This window comes from Psychroserpens sp. (assembly GCF_036960315.1).
In the GTDB taxonomy this organism is placed as follows: Bacteria; Bacteroidota; Bacteroidia; order Flavobacteriales; family Flavobacteriaceae; genus Psychroserpens.
Genome location: NZ_JBALVR010000002.1, coordinates 305424 through 324258, shown reverse-complemented (window position 1 = coordinate 324258; position 18835 = coordinate 305424). Strand labels below are relative to the sequence as shown.

The following is an 18835-nucleotide window of genomic DNA, read 5'->3' as shown; positions in this document are numbered from 1 at the left end:
TTATTCTTCTATATCTGATACTTTAATATCAGTTCCTAAACGTTGTAAATAAGCTATAACAGCTATAATTTCACGTTCTTTCATTTCAATATATTCTTCTCCTTTAGCTAAGGCTTCTTTTTTGCCTTCTTCAAAAGAGATTTCTAAATCGGGATCCTCTTTTAAGTTCTGGAATATAGTTTCAGCTTGAGTGTTCATATTCTGCTGAGCATTGGCTATTTCTTCTTCAGAATAGGGGACACCCAATTTTACCATAACTTTCATTTTAGCTTCAGTTTGCGATTTGTCCAATCCATTCCTTATGAGCCATTGGTATGCTGGCATTATCGAGCCATCTGAAATCTCTTGAGGGTTATACATGTGTTTGAAGTGCCATGAATCTGTGTATTTTTTACCAATTCGATGTAAATCAGGGCCTGTACGTTTACTTCCCCAGAGGAAAGGATGGTCGTATACAAATTCTCCAGCTTTAGAATATTCGCCATAACGGGCTACTTCATTTCTAAACGGTCGTACCATTTGAGAGTGACACCCAACACAACCTTCTCTAATATAAATATCTCTTCCTTCCAATTCTAAAGGTGTATATGGTTTTACACTTGTAATTGTTGGTATATTTGATTTTACTAATAGGGTTGGAACGATTTGAACGATACCACCAATAAGGATAGCTATTGTCGCAAAAATGGTTAATTTAACAGGCTTACGTTCTAACCAAGTATGCCATCCTTCACCGGCAACACGTTTTTTAGACACACGTTTAAGCGCGGCAGATTCAGCTAATTCATCACTTACTTTACTACCATTTCTAATCGTGATAATGACATTTACAATCATGATAATCATACCTGTGAGGAATAATGTACCTCCAATAGCACGCATCCAATATAATGGCATAATAGCAGTAACTGTTTCTAAAAAGTTGCCATATTCTAGATTTCCATCAGGACTAAATTGTTTCCACATAGCCCACTGTTGAAAACCTGCAACATACATCGGTAATGCGTAGAAGATGATTCCTAATGTGCCAATCCAAAAATGTAGATTAGCTAAAGCCAAGGAGTGTAATTTTGTTTTAAATAATTTCGGAACTAAGTAATAAATCATTCCGAAGGTTAAAAAGCCATTCCAAGCTAAAGCACCAACGTGAACGTGAGCGATAATCCAATCTGTATAATGCGCCATTGCATTCACACTCTTTAGCGATAGCATTGGTCCTTCAAATGTGGCCATACCATAACCTGTAATGGCTACGACCATAAATTTTAAAACGGGATCTGTACGAACTTTATCCCATGCACCACGAAGTGTTAGGAGTCCGTTAATCATTCCGCCCCAAGAAGGCATTAATAACATTATAGAGAATGCAACGCCTAAATTTTGTGCCCAGCCAGGAAGTGCAGTATATAATAAATGGTGAGGTCCTGCCCATATATAAATAAAGATTAAAGACCAAAAGTGAACAATCGATAGTCTGTAAGAGTATATAGGTCTGTTGGCCGCTTTAGGAACAAAATAATACATTAATCCTAAAAAGGGTGTTGTTAAGAAAAACGCTACCGCATTATGACCATACCACCATTGTACTAAAGCATCTTGAACACCAGCATAAACTGAATAACTTTTAAGTGCGCTTACAGGTAAAGCTAAACTATTGAAAATATGAAGTACCGCAACGGTAACAAATGTGGCTAAATAAAACCAAATAGCGACGTATAAATGACGTTGACGACGTTTAAGAATTGTGCCAATTAAGTTCCAACCAAATATCACCCAAATAAGAGCGATGGCAATATCAAATGGCCATTCAAGCTCTGCATACTCCTTTGAACTGGTATACCCTAATGGTAATGTAATGGCAGCACCTACGATGATGGCTTGCCAACCCCAAAAATTGATCTTACTCAAGGTGTCGTTAAACATTCTTGCTTTTAATAAACGTTGTGTAGAATAGTATACACCAGCAAAAATGGCATTTCCAACAAAGGCAAAGATTACTGCATTGGTATGTAATGGCCGTAAGCGACCAAAGCTTAACCACGAAATACCGTCAGTAAGGTTTGGGAATATAAACATTAATGCGAGTAGTAAACCTACCAACATTCCTACCACTCCCCAAAGCATAGTGGCATAGAGGAAATTTTTAACGATTTTATTATCGTAGTGAAACTGTTGAACTTCCATAATTTAATTAGTCTTTTTTATTTTAACTGATGGTTTTGGTTGCTCTTTAACGAGTTCGTCCTCAAAAAGCATTCTAACTGAAGGTGTATAGTTATCATCAAACTGTCCTTTTTTTACTGCAGTTATAAACGCAATAAAGAACACAAGAGCAACAATAATGCTGATACTTAATAAAATATATATAACACTCATACCTATTAGAAGTTATAGTTCAAAATTACATTTGAACAGGTTCTTAAAACATGACATAAATCATATTTAGAAAATTATTTACATTTTTTTTCTAATTTAATTTTCTACCCAAAAGATTAGTAGCGATTGTTGTGAATACCACAATGCTAATAGAACTTAAAGGCATTAAAATGGCTGCAACTACAGGTGCTAACTGGCCTGTAACAGCAAAATAGAGCCCGATAATGTTATAAATAAATGACAACACAAAACTCCATTTTATGATTTTGATAGCACTTTTTGAAGCGCTTATAAATTGGTCTAATTGATTAAATTTTGAAGCATCTAAAATGACATCGCAAGCAGGTGAAAACACATTGACATTTTCTGATAAAGCGATACCAACATTACTTTGGGCCAACGCTCCAGCATCATTAAGTCCGTCACCAATCATTAGCACTTTAGCGCCTTCAGTTTGGTGGTATTTGATATACTCTAATTTATCATCTGGTTTCTGATTGAATATCAGTTTTGTTTTTGAAGGTAATAGCTTTTTGAGATTTTCATATTCACCTTCATTATCACCTGAAAGAATCACCAAATCATATTGTTTTTTTAGTGAGTTGAATAATTTAGATAAGCCTTTTCTGTAGCTATTGTAGAACGTAAATTTACCTTTGTATTGGTTATTTGTACTCACATGTACCGTTGTGTTTAAAACGGAAGCTTCACTAGCACCAACAAAGCTTGCAGATCCAATTTTGATGTGGTTATCACTATGAGTGGCTTCAATACCCTTGCCTAGATGTTCTTCAAAATGATTAAGCGAAATAATATTATGCTCGTCAAGAATATCATACAAGGTTCTACTTAACGGATGATTTGAACCACGAAGCGTATTCTTTAGTAGTGTTTCTTCGGAATGACTTAGCGCAACACCTTCATAATTAGCTGTGCTTTTTTTATTAGATGTAATCGTTCCGGTTTTATCAAAAATGATGGTATTAATCGCTGCTAACTGTTCAATAACAGACGCGTTTTTGACATAGAATTTTAACTTTCCGAAGATACGTAGCAAATTCCCGAAGGTAAAAGGAGCAGAGAGTGCAATGGCACAGGGACAAGCAATAATCAGGACAGCAGTAAAGACATTCATGGCTTTTGAGGCATCAGTTAAAAGCCAATAAATTGTAGCTATAACAGCAATACTGAGCACTGTGATTGTAAACTGTTTACTGATTTTATTAGTCAAGGTCGTAAAACTATCTTCTTTGTTTTTACTGAACACATCGTTACTCCATAATTGTGTGAGGTAACTTTGCTCAACAGATTTGATAGCTTCCATTTCTATGACTCCAGAGGTTTGTTTTCCACCAGCAAAGAGTTTGTCTCCAGATTGTTTGTTGACAGTTTCAGATTCTCCAGTAACGAAGCTGTAGTCGATTCGTGCTTTTCCGTTGATATGAATGCCATCAACAGGAATGAGTTCTTCATTTCTAATGAGTAGTCGATCCCCTTTTTTTATATCGTACACTTGAAGAGACGTTTCTTCACCTTTCGTAGTTATTTTTGTCACTGCAATTGGGAAATAGGATTTGTAATCGCGTTCAAATGATAAAAACGAGTATGTTTTCTGCTGAAAGAACTTGCCGAGTAATAAAAAGAATACGAGCCCTGTTAAGCTGTCAAAAAATCCGGAACCTAAATCTAAAGCGATTTCAAATGTGCTTCTGATAAATAAAACCGCAATACCTAATGCGATTGGAACATCTATATTTAATAATTTAGAGCTTATACCCTTGTATGCCGATATGAAATAATCGCGTCCAGCGTAGAAAACAACGGGAATCGAAAAGGCAAACATCAACCAACGAAATAGTGGTTTGTAGTGTTCAATCCAGAAACCATCAACTTGAAAATACTCTGGAAATGATAAGAACATCACGTTTCCAAAGGCGAAACCAGCAATACCTAGTTTGTAAATAAGGCTTCTGTTTACATGTTGTTGTCCTGTTTTAAAATCGTCTAGTGAAATGTATGGTTCATAGCCAATTGAGCTTAATAAAAGCACAGCTTCTTTTAGTGTGTAGTTTTCCGAATTGTAAGTAATACGAACAGTTTTCTTTCCGAAGTTGACCTGAGACGATGAGATATTCGGATTTAATTTATTGAGGTTTTCTAAAATCCAAATGCATGAACTACAGTGAATATGCGGAATGTATAAGTTTGTGATTTGAGTGTTTCCATCATTAAATTCGGTAAGCTTTTCAATAATATTCTCTTGTGATAAGAAATCATATTTGCCTTGAATTTCTTTTGGAATAGCACCTGGAGACGTCTGTAAGTCATAGTAACAGGTAAGGTCGTTTTCTGAGAAAATCTCATAAACCGTCTTACAGCCATTACAACAGAAGTTTTTATCATCAAAGGAAATAATTGTTGCAATACAATCATCACCACAGTGGAAACAAGTAGTTTGTTCCATAATATTTGCTCATTTATACCTGGAACAAAAGTCATAAAACATGTGATTTTAAAATATGATATTTGTCATGTTTTAATTATTTTTACAAAACGACATAAAACAGAGGTATGAGTAAATGTGAACAGTGTATCGTTAGACAGTTTAATTCCCTTAAAGCATTATCAAAGGAAGAGTTGTTACGTATTTCTAGCTGTAAAACTTCTAGAATTGTAAAAAAAGGAGAGGTTATTTTTGAAGAAGGAGATACTATTAATGGCGTGTTTTGTATTAAAGATGGAGTTTGTAAATTGTCAAAATTAAGTCCGAATGGGAAAGATCAAATTATAAAACTTGTTGTTAAAGGAGATTTACTTGGTCAACGTTCTTTAATTGGAGAGGAATCTGCAAATTTAAGCGCTATTGCTCTTAACGATATGGAGGTTTGTTTTATTCCGAAGAGTGAAATAATGTATGATCTTCAAAAAAATCCAAAGTTTTCGTTAGACATGCTACAACAAATGGCTCATGATTTAAAAGAGTCTGATAATACCATAGTAAATATCGCACAAAAATCTGTTAAGAATAGAGTAGCAGATGTATTGATCTATTTGAATGCCCATTTTGGTGTTGATCAAAAAGGATACTTATCTATTAATCTATCAAGAGAAGATTATGCTAATATTGTGGGTACTGCAACGGAATCTGCTATCAGAATTCTATCACAATTTAAGAAAGATGGATTGATTTCTACGCAAGGAAAACAGATTAAAATAGAGGATTTTAAAAAATTGGAACGCGTCGTGTAGTTTTATAAAAACTTTACCAAAATTGAATTGTAATAGTTGTATTTTTATGCTGCTATGACAGACAAAATTAATTTTAAAAAGGGCTTTGTTTTTAAACCCTATGAAGCGCCAAATCAATCGCCTTTTGAAAAGCTTTTTGAGATTTTCAAAGAGTTAATCACACATACATCTGGTGATTTTGAAGAAGCCATTTCTTGGCTTCGAGAACTTGATAAAGAATACGAATTAACAACTGCCGAATATACTATTGACGATTTTATTGAAGACCTAAAAACGAAAGGGTATGTCAAGGAAGAAATTGACCCAAATGGTAATGGTAGTATGGCTATTACAGCGAAAACAGAACGTGCTATTCGCCAGCAAGCATTAGATCATATCTTCGGAAAAATAAAACGCAGCGGACAAGGAAACCACAAGAGTAAAAGTGCGGGAATAGGAGATGAACATACAGGAGACTTTAGAAACTATCAGTTTGGAGATGCTTTAGATAAAGTCTCAATGACCGAAAGTCTTAGAAATGCACAAATTAATCATGGTATTGACGATTTCAGTATAACTGAAGACGATTTGGTAGTTGAAGAAACACTGCATAAATCTCAAATGAGTACCATTTTGATGATTGATATTAGTCATAGTATGATTTTGTATGGGGAAGATCGCATCACTCCAGCCAAGCGAGTTGCTATGGCTCTGGCCGAATTGATAACCACACGTTATCCTAAGGATACTTTGGATATTCTTGTATTCGGAAATGATGCTTGGCAAATCGAAATCAAGGATTTGCCGTATTTAAAGGTTGGACCTTATCATACGAATACAGTTGCAGGTTTGCAATTAGCGATGGACTTACTTCGACGAAAACGTAATACGAATAAGCAGATTTTTATGATTACGGACGGAAAACCAAGTTGCTTGCGTCTACCAGACGGACAATATTATAAAGATAGCAATGGTCTCAATCCATACATCACCAACAAGTGTTATGCGATGGCACAACAAGCTCGAAAATTGCATATACCAATTACGACATTCATGATTGCTCAGGATAGATACTTGATGCAATTTGTTGAAGAATTCACAAGAGCTAATCAAGGGAAAGCCTTTTATACAGGCTTAAAAGGTTTAGGGGAAATGATTTTTGAAGATTACGAAACAAACAGAAAAAAAAGAATTAAAGGATAAATTAAGTGATAAGGGAAACGTTAAAAGTGAAAAGTTTTCACTCTTGCGATTTTCCGATTTTAAAAAACTATGGAAATAAAGACTATAAAAACTTTTGGCGATTTAAAGAAAACGGGCTATCAGTCAAAATCTATTAAAGATGAATTGCGTGATAACTTGATTGTAAAAATAAAGAATAAAGAGGTTGCTTTTGAAGGCGTTCATGGCTATGAAAATACAGTAATCCCTGAGTTAGAACGTGCGATTCTTTCTAGACATAACATCAATTTATTAGGACTTCGCGGACAAGCAAAAACTCGATTGGCGCGTTTAATGTTGAATTTATTGGACGAATACATTCCTTATGTTGAAGGTTCTGAAATTAATGATGATCCATTCAATCCTATATCACGTTTTGCTACCGAATTAATTGCTGAAAAAGGCGACGAAACACCTATTTCATGGTTGCATAGAAGTGAGCGTTTTGCTGAAAAATTAGCAACACCTGATGTAACTGTTGCTGATATTATTGGAGATGTTGATCCAATTAAAGCGGCCAATTTAAAATTGAGTTATGCAGATGATCGTGTGATTCACTACGGAATGATTCCAAGAGCTAACCGCTGTATTTTTGTTATTAATGAGTTGCCCGATTTACAAGCTAGAATACAAGTAGCATTATTCAATATTTTACAGGAAGGTGATATTCAAATTCGCGGATTTAAATTAAGATTACCGTTGGATGTACAATTCCTTTTTACAGCAAATCCTGAAGATTATACCAATAGAGGAAGTATTGTAACACCATTAAAAGATAGAATAGGGAGTCAGATTCTAACCCATTATCCAGTAGACATTGAAACGGCTAGATTAATTACAGAACAGGAAGCTAAATTGGTAGAGAGTCAGAAGGATGCTGTCCTTGTTCCGGATTTAGCTAGAGATTTATTGGAGCAAATTGTATTTGAAGCCCGTGAGAGTGAATACATTGATGCTAAAAGTGGCGTGAGTGCACGTTTGAGTATTACGGCTTTAGAAAACTTATTGAGTACTGCGGAGCGCAGAGCTTTAAGGTCAGGAGATGATAAAACAGTATTGAGATTGAGTGATTTTGTTGGGATTATTCCATCAATCACAGGTAAAGTAGAATTGGTATACGAAGGTGAACAGGAAGGCGCTGCTATGGTTGCCTATAATTTAATTGGTGAAGCGGTTAAAAGTTTGTTTCCTGAGTTTTTTCCGAAGATAGAAAAGTTAAAGAAAGAAGATGAAGACACGCCTTATGATGCTATTGTATCTTGGTTTTTTAACCAACAAGATGGTTTTGAAATCTTAGACGATTTAAGAGATAAGGAATACAAGGCTTTGCTGGATGTTGTGTCACCATTAGATGATTTATTAGGACAATACCAACCCAATCTTAAAAAAGAGGAAAGCTATTTCGTGAAAGAATTTGTGCTTTGGGCTTTAGTAGAGTTTAAGCAATTGAGCAAATATCGTTTTACAGAAGGCATACAGTTTAAAGATCCTTATGGGAGTTATATTAGTGGGATTTAACTACCAAGTATCTCTACTTTTAATATTAGCATCGCAGAGTTTGATAATCTCTGCGATTCTTTTTTCTCTTGTAGTTTCACGTTTGGCTTGATTTAACCAATAGAGATAGCTCTTTCTGTATGAAGGTGCAAAGTTGTTGTAGTTTTCAAAAGCTTTTGGGTTTTTGTCTAATGCTTGTTGTAATTCTTTTGGAATAATGCCTTTTTCAACACTATCTAAAGCAGTCCAACTTCCATTTTCTTTAGCGATTTCTATTACTATGAGTCCGCTTTTGTGCATTAGTTTTTCTTTCTTAAGCTCAGTAATATATCTTTTATTAAGTGCGCTCCAAACGCTTTTTTGCTTCCTCCGACAGAAATATTGTCTTCGTTTTCCATTTCCTAAACTCTTAACAGTTGAATCTATCCAACCAAAGCAAAGTGCGACTTTTACAGCATCTTCCCATCGCATAGATGCTTCTTTGTTTTCGACTTTATAGAATATCAAATAAATACCATTTTCGGTATGGTGATTTTCTTGAAGCCAATGTCTCCATTCTGTCCCTGTTTTAAAGTAATATTCCATTATAGATTTTGACGTTTTTGGATGTATTTCATCGAATATATAGCTCTTTTAATATCGATTTTTAAATTATGGTTATTGACTATAAGTTTTGTTTTACAATCGATATTGAAATTGTATCCTTTCGTTACATTTAAATATGTGGCCCCAAGCCTATGAAACAAAAATACCTATTTTAAGTAGTAACAGCAGTAACGTTATGTTTTTCTTTCCGATTCTGTTTAACAGATATTCCAGAACCTGATCAATGTACTTTAATAGGAATGAAATTACCTAGAAGATACATTCCGGTCGGTCAATCTGTATTTGCTACAGAAGACTCAATCACTGCTAGCGAATTTAAAATAAAAACATTAGGTGCGGGCGCTTACATAGTAAGGTTAGACACTGAGACAGAAATTTTCTCCAAGAAAATTATAGTTAATTAGTTGGTATTTTAATTTTATGTCAACTTAAAGACTGCCTTCTAAAGGTGGCCTTTTCGTTTTCTGACATATCTTATAAATATATCTCGATGAAGTTCAATAATCGACGTTAATCGCTTGAAAACAGCTGATTATATTTAGTGTAGGATGATGCTTTTATCGATATTTTTTGCATGTTTTGTTCCCATAACGAGTATTTAATTCATATGGTCGAGTATATGCAAATTTCAATGCACTTCACTTTAAATTTGGATGTGATTAGTAATGTACGTCTGTATATTTTCAAGGTCACAATTAATCCAAATGCTTTTCATAATAGTAAAGTATTCTCCCTCAAAGTATTATTTGGTAATTATCAGTAATACAATATTTAATTTGAAATAAGAGAATTTAACTAAACATGGTGCTAGCACCAGAAAACCTATTATTATGAAAAAAACTACTTTTTTAACATTGCCAAAAATCATTAAGACATCAATCTTATTTGTCTGTTTAATGCTTGCAACATCTAGTTTGTTTGCTGAATCTTTTCAAAGTGATCCAGAATCTGGTGATTTAACCATGAAAATCGGATTAACGTTTGATTCTGCAAACTCATACCTTAGAAAAATAGATGTTATAGCAGATGAGAATGCGACTTTAGGATATGATTCTGATTATGATGTTGCACTTGAAAGCGTTCAAGAAGATGATATGTATTGGTTAATCAATCAAAATAGATTTTTAAACCAAGGTATTAACGAATTTAATGATAGTACAATTTTGCCGATAGGTATTAATACTAATTCAAATGGAATACATGTTATCTCAATTGATAAGTTAGAAAACATACCTACTGATATGAATATTTATGTTCACGATAAAAGTATAGGAATCTTTCATAATATTAAAGAAGGAGCTTACCAAGTGAACTTAAATGTTGGAACATTTACAAATCGTTTTGAAATTACGTTTAAGGCACAGGAAACATTAAGCACAAATGAGTTTGATGCTAGAGATAAATCAATCGATATCTCTTTTGATATTGCAGCAGATCAAATTAAAGTATTGAATAATTTAAATTCAAAAATAGAAGCTATACATGTATATTCTATACTTGGTCAAACGGTTTATAAAAATAACAATACGACGACTAACAGCGAGATAAGAATTAATGCTAATACAATGACAACTGGTGCTTACATTGTCATTATCAAAGCAGATACAGGAATTAGTACAAAAAAGATTTTAGTTAATTAGTTAGTTTTTTTAAATTCAAAAACCTTAAAGACTGCTTTCGAGCGGTCTTTTTGTTTTAATGAAACATCAATTCTCAACAGGTATGACTAGATAATCCAATAGCTTCTACTTTTTTGTAGGTATTGATTAAGTTCTACCAATGAGCATTCTTTTTGAACATAAAAACAACAAACGAAAAGAGTGATGAAGACAATAAAACCTTTCATTATCTCATGATTTGATTCGGAAAAACAACAACACTTTCGTAACCATCGTCATCAACTGAAGCAACACCAAAATAAAAATTATCAATTACAATACCTTCCAAAGTAAACTCGGTGACATCACCAACATATCTACTATGGTCCCAAGTAGGAGAGGTTGTATCTCTCCAGTAAATTTTATAACCATTAGCACCATATACCGCATCCCATTTTAACTTTACAGCAGGTTCTACAATGCCACCAATCGCAACTGTTGATGGCGCTGGAGGAGCAGAGGCTAAACTCGCTATGTTAATGGCGTTTACAGCAGTTAACTTTTTAGCATAACCAAAGTTGACATGCTCGAAGGTATCACCATATTTAATCTCGTTTTCGGTTCTAATATCTTGATGTTGTTGTGTGTAATTCTCGTGTGCTTCCATGATTCTAATACCTGGAAATCCTAAATCATTAAATGGTCTATGATGTCCACCACGACCAAAACGGTCTAAACGATAGACCATCATTGGGTTCATTTCGGGCATATATGTTTTTACAGTGTTGTGAACATAACGTGCTAACTGACGTGAAATTCCATCTACTTCACCACCATAAAAACGTCGCGCATTACGTTGACGCTCAGTTTCAGTAGGAGGTATAGGTTCAGAGAATATTCTGAAAGTACGATTATCAATCACACCATCAACGCCTTCAATATTTCCAATCATGTCGTTATTTAAAATACCTATAATCTCCCAACCTTTATCTTGCGCGTATTTTGCCAAGCCAGCGCCACCAAATAGGCCTTGTTCTTCACCAGATAATCCAACATAAATAATGCTACTTTCAAATTGATACTTTGATAATACTCTTGCTGCTTCTATGGCTCCAGCCATACCAGAAGCATTATCGTTTGCGCCTGGAGCATCTGTAGTGAAATCCATAGTATCACTAGCTCGAGAGTCAATGTCACCACTCATAATAATATAACGATTAGGATATTTTGTACCTTTTTGAATCGCAACAACATTAACTACCCAAGCATCATGTGGGACACGACGATTACCTTCTTTGGTTACAAAATCTTTTTGGTAAAACACATCAAGACAATTGTTACACTCTTTAGAAACGCTTTCAAATTCATTCTTTATCCAACGTCTTGCAGCTCCTATACCTCGCGTGGTGCTAACGGTATCGCTAAAGGTATTTCTTGTGCCAAATTCGGTGAGTGTTTTTACGTCTTGCTTCAAACGTTCTTCGGAAACGGCATCGATAATATCATATAGTTTTTGATTGGTTTGGGCAGAAATAACTGTACTTACAAACAGAAAAATAAATAATAATTTCATCTTAAAAGGGGGTTTATTCTATAAATTTATATAAAACATTTCGGACTTCATCCGTGTTTTTAATATAATATCTAGCATTTGTTTTTTTGAAGCCAACTTTAATAGTGTATGCCGATTCTGGTAGCTCTTGAAACATATATTCATCGGTCCAATCATCGCCAATACAGAATATAAAATCGTAGTCAGAATTAGTTAAAAGCCTTGAAGATGCTCGGCCTTTATTAACACTACTACTTTTTATCTCAATCACCTTATTGCCTTTCAACACCGAAAGATCATTATTAGAGATTAAGCTGGTCAAAACTGTGTCAATTTCTATAGTTCTTATTTGCGCAAGTTCTGGGTCTGCTTTTCTATAATGCCAAGCGAGCGAATATTTTTTTTCTTCGATAAACGTTCCTGGAGTTCTATCCACAAAGGTTTCAAGAATAGGCTTAATATTATCCATCCAATCATTCTTAACGCGTTCTAGAGCTTCCCACTGTTGATTAGCATCTTTAAACCAAACACCGTGATCTGTAATGAGTTGGTAGTTTTTATGCCCAAACCAATTTGTAAAGGTTTCACGATCTCTGCCACTAATTATGACAACATGATTTTTAGGGTTTGAGCTAAGTTGATCTAAAAGGTTATAAAGTTGATCATCAGGACTTGCATCTTTTGGATTATCTTTAAAACTGGCTAGTGTCCCATCATAATCGAGCAGAAATAATCGACGTTGTTTACTCTTAAATTCTGAAATTATCTCGCCCTGAATATCTTGTGTTAATCGTTTAGCTACGATAATTGAGGCTAAGTTTTTTGTAGCGTCTAAAGATTGCATGAATTCTTTAGCCCATTTTTCAACGGTGTAACGTTTTAATCGTGTTTGAAGAATCTTCATTCGATCTTTCTGTTCACTTTTAGGCATTTCTAAAGCATATTTTAAAGTATCTGCAATTTGTTCAAAATTATTGGGATTTATCAACATTGCCTCGTTCATTTCTTTAGCTGCTCCCGTCATCTCACTTAAAATCAAGACACCGTCTTGTTCAGTTCTTGTGGCTACATATTCTTTGGCGACTAGGTTCATTCCATCTCGAAGCGGTGTGATCATGGCAACGTGAGATGAGGTATAAAGATCGATGAGATTTTCAAAAGGCATAGAGCGATAAAAATACCAAATTGGCGTCCAACTGACAGTCGCAAATTGACCATTGATTCGACCGACGAGTTCATCGGTTTCACGCTTTAGTTTTTTATATTGTGGAACGTTTGATCGTGAAGGAACCGCTAGCATAATCAAACGTACTTTTTGTTTAAATTGTGGATACTTATTCAAGAAATATTCAAACGCTCTAATACGGTTGGGAATGCCTTTTGTGTAATCCATACGGTCAATAGAGAGTATCATTCTTGCATTTGAACCCGACTGGATATGTTCATCTAACCGCATTTGAAGCTCAGACTTTTCTTCTGTTTTTCGTTTTATGGCAGATTGATGAAATTTCTCGTAGTCTATTCCCATTGGGAATGAATCAACTTTTATAATCCTATCGTCATATGTGATTTCGTTAAAATTGACATCTAATCTTAATATTCTCTTGACAGAACTCAAAAAATGACGCTCATAATCATAGGTATGAAAGCCAATAAGATCAGCGCCCAACATGCCATGGAGTAATTCCTCACGCCAAGGAAAGGTTCTGAAAATTTCATAAGATGGATAGGGGATATGTAAAAAGAAACCAATAGTGGTATTTGGTTTTTTGTCCTTTATAAGTTTTGGTAATAATAGGAGTTGATAATCATGAACCCAAACGGTGTCGCCATCTTCTATGTGCTCTAAAACAACATCTGCGAATTTTTGATTAACGGCCTTGTAAGATTCCCAATGTTTGTTTTCGAATTCGGTATATTCCATAAAATAATGAAATAACGGCCAAAGTGTTCTATTACTAAAACCATAGTAGAAGTTTTCGAGATCGTCCTCTGTTAATGACACCGTAGCACATTTTTCTTTCTTAACAAGTGTTTTTACTTGCTGCCTTTGTTTATCATTGAGTTCCTCATCTGTAAGGCCTGACCATCCAATCCATAAACTATTCCCTTCTTGATGCACAGATTTTAATCCTGTCGCCAATCCACCTACACTCGCCTTGACTTCAAGCTTATTATCTTCAATTTTAATTTGTAATGGTAGTCGATTTGAAATAATTAATGTTTTATTCATGAGTATATTTTTGTAGGTAAGATGTATTTTCGTTAATTTAAAAAAAAAACCTCAGCCCATCTCTAAAAAGCAGATAAACTAAAATAAATTTGAAATACAACCATTATTAATCAAAAAAATCAAAACTATTGAAAAACAATTTAGATTACGGAATCATAGGAAATTGTAGAAGCGCGGCATTAATATCTAAAAATGGATCCTTAGATTGGTGTTGTCTTCCTGAGTTTGACTCCTCGTCAGTTTTTGCAAAATTATTGGATGAAGAGATTGGTGGAAGCTTTGAATTTAAGGTGTCTAGTGATTATTCAATCACGCAATCTTATCTTGATAATACCTCCATTCTAATTACATGTTTCATTTCCGAAGATCATAGTTTTGAAGTTCATGATTTTATGCCGAGATATAAGAAGGAAACAGAAGATTATTATGCGCCACCAGAGGTTATCAGATATATTAAGCATATCAAGGGGAAACCCGAATTTATCGTAACGTATAATCCAAAGTTAGAATACGCTTTAGGGACTACTCATACCTTCATTAAAGATGATTTTATAGTGAGTCTTACAGATAAGGAGAAGTATGATACCTTGTTTCTTTATACATCCTTTGATAAACAGAAAGTAGTTGAAGGTAAGTTAATAGTCCTAGAGGAAGATGGTTTTTTTCAATTTGGTTATAATGAGAAATTATTTGTGCCTGATATCAATAAAGTCGCTTTAGAATTAGAACGCACCAAAGTGTATTGGTTAAATTGGATGGAGCGTACGCCAAATTATAAATTGTATAATAAAGAAATTGCAAGAAGTGCAATGACGCTAAAGCTACTGAGTTATGAAAAAACAGGAGCTGTTTTAGCTGCAGCTACGACATCCTTGCCTGAAACGATTGGGGAAGTTCGAAATTGGGATTATCGTTTTTGTTGGATAAGAGATGCGTCAATGGTGATTAAAGTGGTCTCTCAATTAGGTCACAAACGAATGGCGAAAAAGTATATGAAATTTATTACAAATCTCATTCCTGATAAGGATGAGAAATTACAAATCATGTATGGTATTAATGGCGAAAAAAAACTAACCGAACTCCAATTAGAGCATCTTAGTGGTTATCAAAATTCGAAACCTGTACGGATTGGAAATGCTGCCTATTCGCAACGACAAAATGATATCTACGGAATTTTAATGGACGTCATCCACCAGCAGCTCGTAAGATTTAGAACAGATATTGAAAACGGTGAAGAGCTTTGGTCGATTACCAAAGGGATTGTATGGATTGTAAATAAACATTGGAAGGAAGCCGATAAAGGAATTTGGGAGTTTAGGACTGAAGATCGTCATTTTACATTTTCAAAGGTGCTTTGTTGGGTGGCTGTTGATAAAGCCATTAAGGTTGCTGAAATACTAGGAAAATCACATAAATTAAGTAAATGGATAGCCTTAGAAGCAGAAATTAAAAAGGACATAATGGAAAACGCATGGAATGATGATGTCAATGCATTTACCCAAAGTTATGGCTCAGCAGATTTGGATGCCTCCGTTTTACTTATGGAGCCCTACGGTTTTATTGATGCAAAAAGCCCCAAGTATATAAGTACTGTAAAGGTGATTGAAAAGGAATTAAGTAACGACGGACTTCTATACAGATATAAAAATAAAGATGATTTTGGGTTGCCATCTTCGTCTTTTACCATTTGTACGTTTTGGTTTATTAATAGTTTATATAAAATAGGTGAGGAACGAAAAGCAAAAGCACTTTTCGATCAGCTGTTATCCTATAGCAATCATTTAGGTTTGTTTAGTGAGGATATCGACTTTAAAACTAAGAGATTATTGGGTAATTTCCCTCAAGCCTATTCACATTTAGCGTTGATTGAAACCGCAATAAACCTATCAAATATAACAGAAGAAGAGAAGGTGAAAGTTGTGATGAATTGATGTTTATTTGACTAATACCAAGGTTCCAAATATATGAGCATCTATCCATCCTCTGTTTTTGTTTTCACCTTCAACAGCAATAGACCCAATAAAATTTTCACGATTAGTACTCGTGTCATTATCACAATAAGCAAGAGCAAATCCAATATTTTTATTTGGCATTAATCTAACAGGTGAATTCATCCCATCATCTGTATAGGTGTCATCATAAAGCGAAAGTTTAACTTCCCATGTTGAGGTATTTCCTTCAGTCTTTAGTTTCGATTCGATATGAGAATTATAGAGCTTACCTTTTTCTGAAGTTGACATGTCTACAACATTTCCATCTAAAGCCACATGATAAGCAAAGGCATTATGCGTAAATTGATGATTACCACCACTGTTGTCTTCATCAATGAAAATCTCTAAACAGTCGTCATCCCACCATGCAATTAAGGGATCTTGTTCGTTATCCACAAGGACATCATCTTTGATTTCAGCTAAAAGATAAAGTGCATCATTGGTCCAAGTCAATTTGTAACGACCTTGGAAATCATTTTTTGAATATGCGTTCCCTAACCACAATTGATCTATAGGATGCCATTCAGATTCGCTCCAGATGGCTTCGTTTGCAATACCATCTATAGTAGGGTTTGTTTCAGCTTGTTTCACTTTGATAAGCTGTTTAAGTGGTTTGCTTTGTTTTGGCGCTTTTCTATAATTAAATTTTACAATTTCTACGTCACCTTCTTCATTTTCGATATCGACATACACATTCATTTCATTATCGCTAACTTTTTCAAAAGTCATGCCTTCAAAAATAACTTGGTTAGCTGTGATTTTTTTTAATGGAAAATCAACAGTTTCATTTTTGGTTTCCCAACCTTTTAAATCATTATCAAAGTGTTTGAGTTGAAGGATTAGCGAATTTTCGATTTCACGAATAATTTCAATTTCATAAAATGATACTTTGTCGTCGTTGATGAGTTTGAATGTTGCCATCATCGATCCTCCTGAAGGTTCGCTCCAATGTTCTTCAGTTTGACCACCAAAAGCTTTGCCTTTCCAATTTCCCGAAATCCATTTAATATTTTCGAGTTTAGGAGCAATTGTATCTTCTAATTGTGTTTCTTTTTCAGTTTGAGCAGAAATAGATAAACTAAATAATAAGATGAGACTATATAAATACTTCATGAGTTGCTTTTATTGAATGAATGTGACTTTAACTATTTTACCATTTTCTACTTCATAAATGGCTACCGCATTAAAAATTTTCCCATTGGCAGTGACTTGCTCCTCGTCTATGACTTTATTGCCAATAACAATTCGTTTTTTTACAAAAGCTCTTAAATCTGGAACGCGATCAAACCAGTCGCTATAACTTTTTCGCATAGCATCTTTACCCTCTGTTTGTAGGGTGTTAGGATAAGCATATAATTTTACATCATCGGAATAATCTTTCATAAAAGCATCAATATCCCTAGCATTATAGGCCTCAAGATTTTTTTGAATAATAGCTTCAATTTGAGAAGTGTCGGTATTACTTTCTGTAGTTGGTTCTTCAGAGGTAGTTGTTTCGGTTTGATTTGTGTCTTCTGTGGTTTCAGTAGTTGTTGAGGTTGCACTCATATCTCCAGCAATTAATAATTTGTTAGATTCTGGATTAGACGCCAAACGCGTGATTTTAGCAATTCCGTTGGAAGACAAATCTGTGACTTGCTTCCAATCGTTGGCTTTTTGTAAAGTTAATTTGTATAAAATAGCTTCCTTTCCAGAGAGAATTGTTTTACTATTTAACCAACAAATGTCTTCCACACCTTGTATGGTATTGGCAATAACTTTTGTTGTTCCTGTTGTGGGATTTAGGGATTTTATTTGCCAAGAATTTTTGTTTTCTTTTGAAACAAAACCCACTAAGTTGGAATTTGGAATTCTATGAAGTGAGCGCCCAACGTTGCTGGCATATTTTCGACTTCGTCCATCTAGCAAGTTGGTCACATATAAGTTTAAATCGTCACCTTCTATTACCGAAGAAACTATTGTGTTTTCATCAAACCAAGTATAGTAGGCCACAACTAAGTCTTGTATAAGTTCGTTAGAATCACCATTACTCATGTTGTAAGCATACAATCGCTGTTTGCCATCTTTGTCTAATCGTACTGCGGAAACTTCATTTTTATTAGGAACTTTTAGTGGTGTGTATTCGCCGCCTTCAGAAAAATTAAGCCACGACTTTGAATCATATCGCATATCATATTTAGCGATATCTGTTTGTACTTTCCTAGTAGAAGCGAACAAAACATAACGATCATTTAGAAACGAAGGCTGATTGTCGTAGCCTTCATTTTTTGATAAATTTTTAGCGTTTTTTAACTCGATTTTTGATGAACTAACTTCTAAATCGAAGAGAAAAACTTCGGTGTTGGATTGTGCGTTAATTGTAAGAAAACCTATAGAAAAAGTGAATAGTAAAGCAAAAGATTTCATAAAAGGTGATTTATGATAAAGATAAGAAAGTTTTAATATCGATTTTACAAAAAATTTGCACATTTAAATTTTATTACTACATTTGTAGTATTAAAACTATACTTGTGGACATAGAACAGTTGAATAA

General features: G+C 34.4%; 14 protein-coding genes. 6 read left to right on the top strand and 8 right to left on the bottom strand.

Annotated elements, in window-relative coordinates:
* From ccoN to V7719_RS05090, 3 genes are all read right to left on the bottom strand, one after another.
* The gene (gene ccoN / locus V7719_RS05100) at window positions 1–2184 is read right to left on the bottom strand and encodes a cytochrome-c oxidase, cbb3-type subunit I (RefSeq protein ID WP_335728794.1); all 2184 of its coding nucleotides are present in this window, start codon (window positions 2182–2184) and stop codon (window positions 1–3) included.
* Window positions 2185–2187: 3 nt separating this feature from the next.
* Window positions 2188–2376, bottom strand: coding sequence for a cbb3-type cytochrome oxidase assembly protein CcoS (ccoS, locus tag V7719_RS05095; RefSeq protein ID WP_335728793.1), 189 nt, complete (start codon window positions 2374–2376; stop codon window positions 2188–2190).
* A 91-nt stretch (window positions 2377–2467) separates the two neighbouring features.
* The gene (locus tag V7719_RS05090) at window positions 2468–4840 is read right to left on the bottom strand and encodes a heavy metal translocating P-type ATPase (protein ID WP_335728792.1); all 2373 of its coding nucleotides are present in this window, start codon (window positions 4838–4840) and stop codon (window positions 2468–2470) included.
* 107 nt (window positions 4841–4947) lie between these two features.
* On the opposite strand from V7719_RS05090, the gene V7719_RS05085 reads away from it, so the two are divergent.
* From V7719_RS05085 to V7719_RS05075, 3 genes are all read left to right on the top strand, one after another.
* On the top strand, window positions 4948–5625 hold the full coding sequence (locus V7719_RS05085; protein ID WP_335728791.1) for a Crp/Fnr family transcriptional regulator: 678 nt from the start codon (window positions 4948–4950) through the stop codon (window positions 5623–5625).
* Between the two features lie 54 nt (window positions 5626–5679).
* Window positions 5680–6807, top strand: coding sequence for a vWA domain-containing protein (locus V7719_RS05080; RefSeq protein ID WP_335728790.1), 1128 nt, complete (start codon window positions 5680–5682; stop codon window positions 6805–6807).
* A gap of 69 nt (window positions 6808–6876) precedes the next feature.
* Entirely contained in the window at window positions 6877–8343 is a 1467-nt protein-coding gene (locus V7719_RS05075) for a magnesium chelatase (protein WP_335728789.1), read from the top strand.
* On the opposite strand, the gene V7719_RS05070 is transcribed toward V7719_RS05075, so the two are convergent.
* Window positions 8344–8907: a YdeI/OmpD-associated family protein gene (locus V7719_RS05070; RefSeq protein WP_335728788.1), complete on the bottom strand. Its 564-nt coding sequence runs from the start codon at window positions 8905–8907 to the stop codon at window positions 8344–8346. It abuts the gene before it with no gap.
* 260 nt (window positions 8908–9167) lie between these two features.
* On the opposite strand from V7719_RS05070, the gene V7719_RS18790 reads away from it, so the two are divergent.
* Window positions 9168–9332: a T9SS type A sorting domain-containing protein gene (locus V7719_RS18790; protein WP_442969052.1), complete on the top strand. Its 165-nt coding sequence runs from the start codon at window positions 9168–9170 to the stop codon at window positions 9330–9332.
* Window positions 9333–9758: 426 nt separating this feature from the next.
* Entirely contained in the window at window positions 9759–10568 is an 810-nt protein-coding gene (locus V7719_RS05065; protein ID WP_335728787.1) for a T9SS type A sorting domain-containing protein, read from the top strand.
* A gap of 205 nt (window positions 10569–10773) precedes the next feature.
* On the opposite strand, the gene V7719_RS05060 is transcribed toward V7719_RS05065, so the two are convergent.
* Window positions 10774–12099 carry a M28 family metallopeptidase gene (locus V7719_RS05060; protein WP_335728786.1) on the bottom strand — a complete coding sequence of 442 codons (1326 nt, stop codon included), beginning with the start codon at window positions 12097–12099 and terminating at the stop codon, window positions 10774–10776.
* 13 nt (window positions 12100–12112) lie between these two features.
* Complete coding sequence (locus tag V7719_RS05055; RefSeq protein WP_335728785.1) at window positions 12113–14311, bottom strand: bifunctional alpha,alpha-trehalose-phosphate synthase (UDP-forming)/trehalose-phosphatase; 2199 nt, start codon at window positions 14309–14311, stop codon at window positions 12113–12115.
* A gap of 128 nt (window positions 14312–14439) precedes the next feature.
* Here V7719_RS05055 and V7719_RS05050 point away from each other — a divergent pair, with 128 nt between their 5' ends.
* Entirely contained in the window at window positions 14440–16242 is a 1803-nt protein-coding gene (locus tag V7719_RS05050) for a glycoside hydrolase family 15 protein (RefSeq protein WP_335728784.1), read from the top strand.
* A gap of 3 nt (window positions 16243–16245) precedes the next feature.
* Here V7719_RS05050 and V7719_RS05045 read toward each other — a convergent pair whose 3' ends face one another.
* Window positions 16246–17415: a DUF6265 family protein gene (locus V7719_RS05045; protein ID WP_335728783.1), complete on the bottom strand. Its 1170-nt coding sequence runs from the start codon at window positions 17413–17415 to the stop codon at window positions 16246–16248.
* A gap of 9 nt (window positions 17416–17424) precedes the next feature.
* Window positions 17425–18708, bottom strand: a complete 1284-nt coding sequence (locus V7719_RS05040) for a nuclear transport factor 2 family protein (RefSeq protein WP_335728782.1) — start codon at window positions 18706–18708, stop codon at window positions 17425–17427.
* Between the last annotated feature and the right edge of the window lie 127 nt (window positions 18709–18835).

Bases quoted from the DNA above. Each gene is read 5' to 3' on its own strand.
- ccoN (WP_335728794.1), bottom strand. From the start codon at position 2,184: ATGGAAGTTCAACAGTTTCACTACGATAATAAAATCGTTAAAAATTTC.
- ccoS (WP_335728793.1), bottom strand. From the start codon at position 2,376: ATGAGTGTTATATATATTTTATTAAGTATCAGCATTATTGTTGCTCTT.
- V7719_RS05090 (WP_335728792.1), bottom strand. From the start codon at position 4,840: ATGGAACAAACTACTTGTTTCCACTGTGGTGATGATTGTATTGCAACA.
- V7719_RS05085 (WP_335728791.1), top strand. From the start codon at position 4,948: ATGAGTAAATGTGAACAGTGTATCGTTAGACAGTTTAATTCCCTTAAA.
- V7719_RS05080 (WP_335728790.1), top strand. From the start codon at position 5,680: ATGACAGACAAAATTAATTTTAAAAAGGGCTTTGTTTTTAAACCCTAT.
- V7719_RS05075 (WP_335728789.1), top strand. From the start codon at position 6,877: ATGGAAATAAAGACTATAAAAACTTTTGGCGATTTAAAGAAAACGGGC.
- V7719_RS05070 (WP_335728788.1), bottom strand. From the start codon at position 8,907: ATGGAATATTACTTTAAAACAGGGACAGAATGGAGACATTGGCTTCAA.
- V7719_RS18790 (WP_442969052.1), top strand. From the start codon at position 9,168: ATGAAATTACCTAGAAGATACATTCCGGTCGGTCAATCTGTATTTGCT.
- V7719_RS05065 (WP_335728787.1), top strand. From the start codon at position 9,759: ATGAAAAAAACTACTTTTTTAACATTGCCAAAAATCATTAAGACATCA.
- V7719_RS05060 (WP_335728786.1), bottom strand. From the start codon at position 12,099: ATGAAATTATTATTTATTTTTCTGTTTGTAAGTACAGTTATTTCTGCC.
- V7719_RS05055 (WP_335728785.1), bottom strand. From the start codon at position 14,311: ATGAATAAAACATTAATTATTTCAAATCGACTACCATTACAAATTAAA.
- V7719_RS05045 (WP_335728783.1), bottom strand. From the start codon at position 17,415: ATGAAGTATTTATATAGTCTCATCTTATTATTTAGTTTATCTATTTCT.
- V7719_RS05040 (WP_335728782.1), bottom strand. From the start codon at position 18,708: ATGAAATCTTTTGCTTTACTATTCACTTTTTCTATAGGTTTTCTTACA.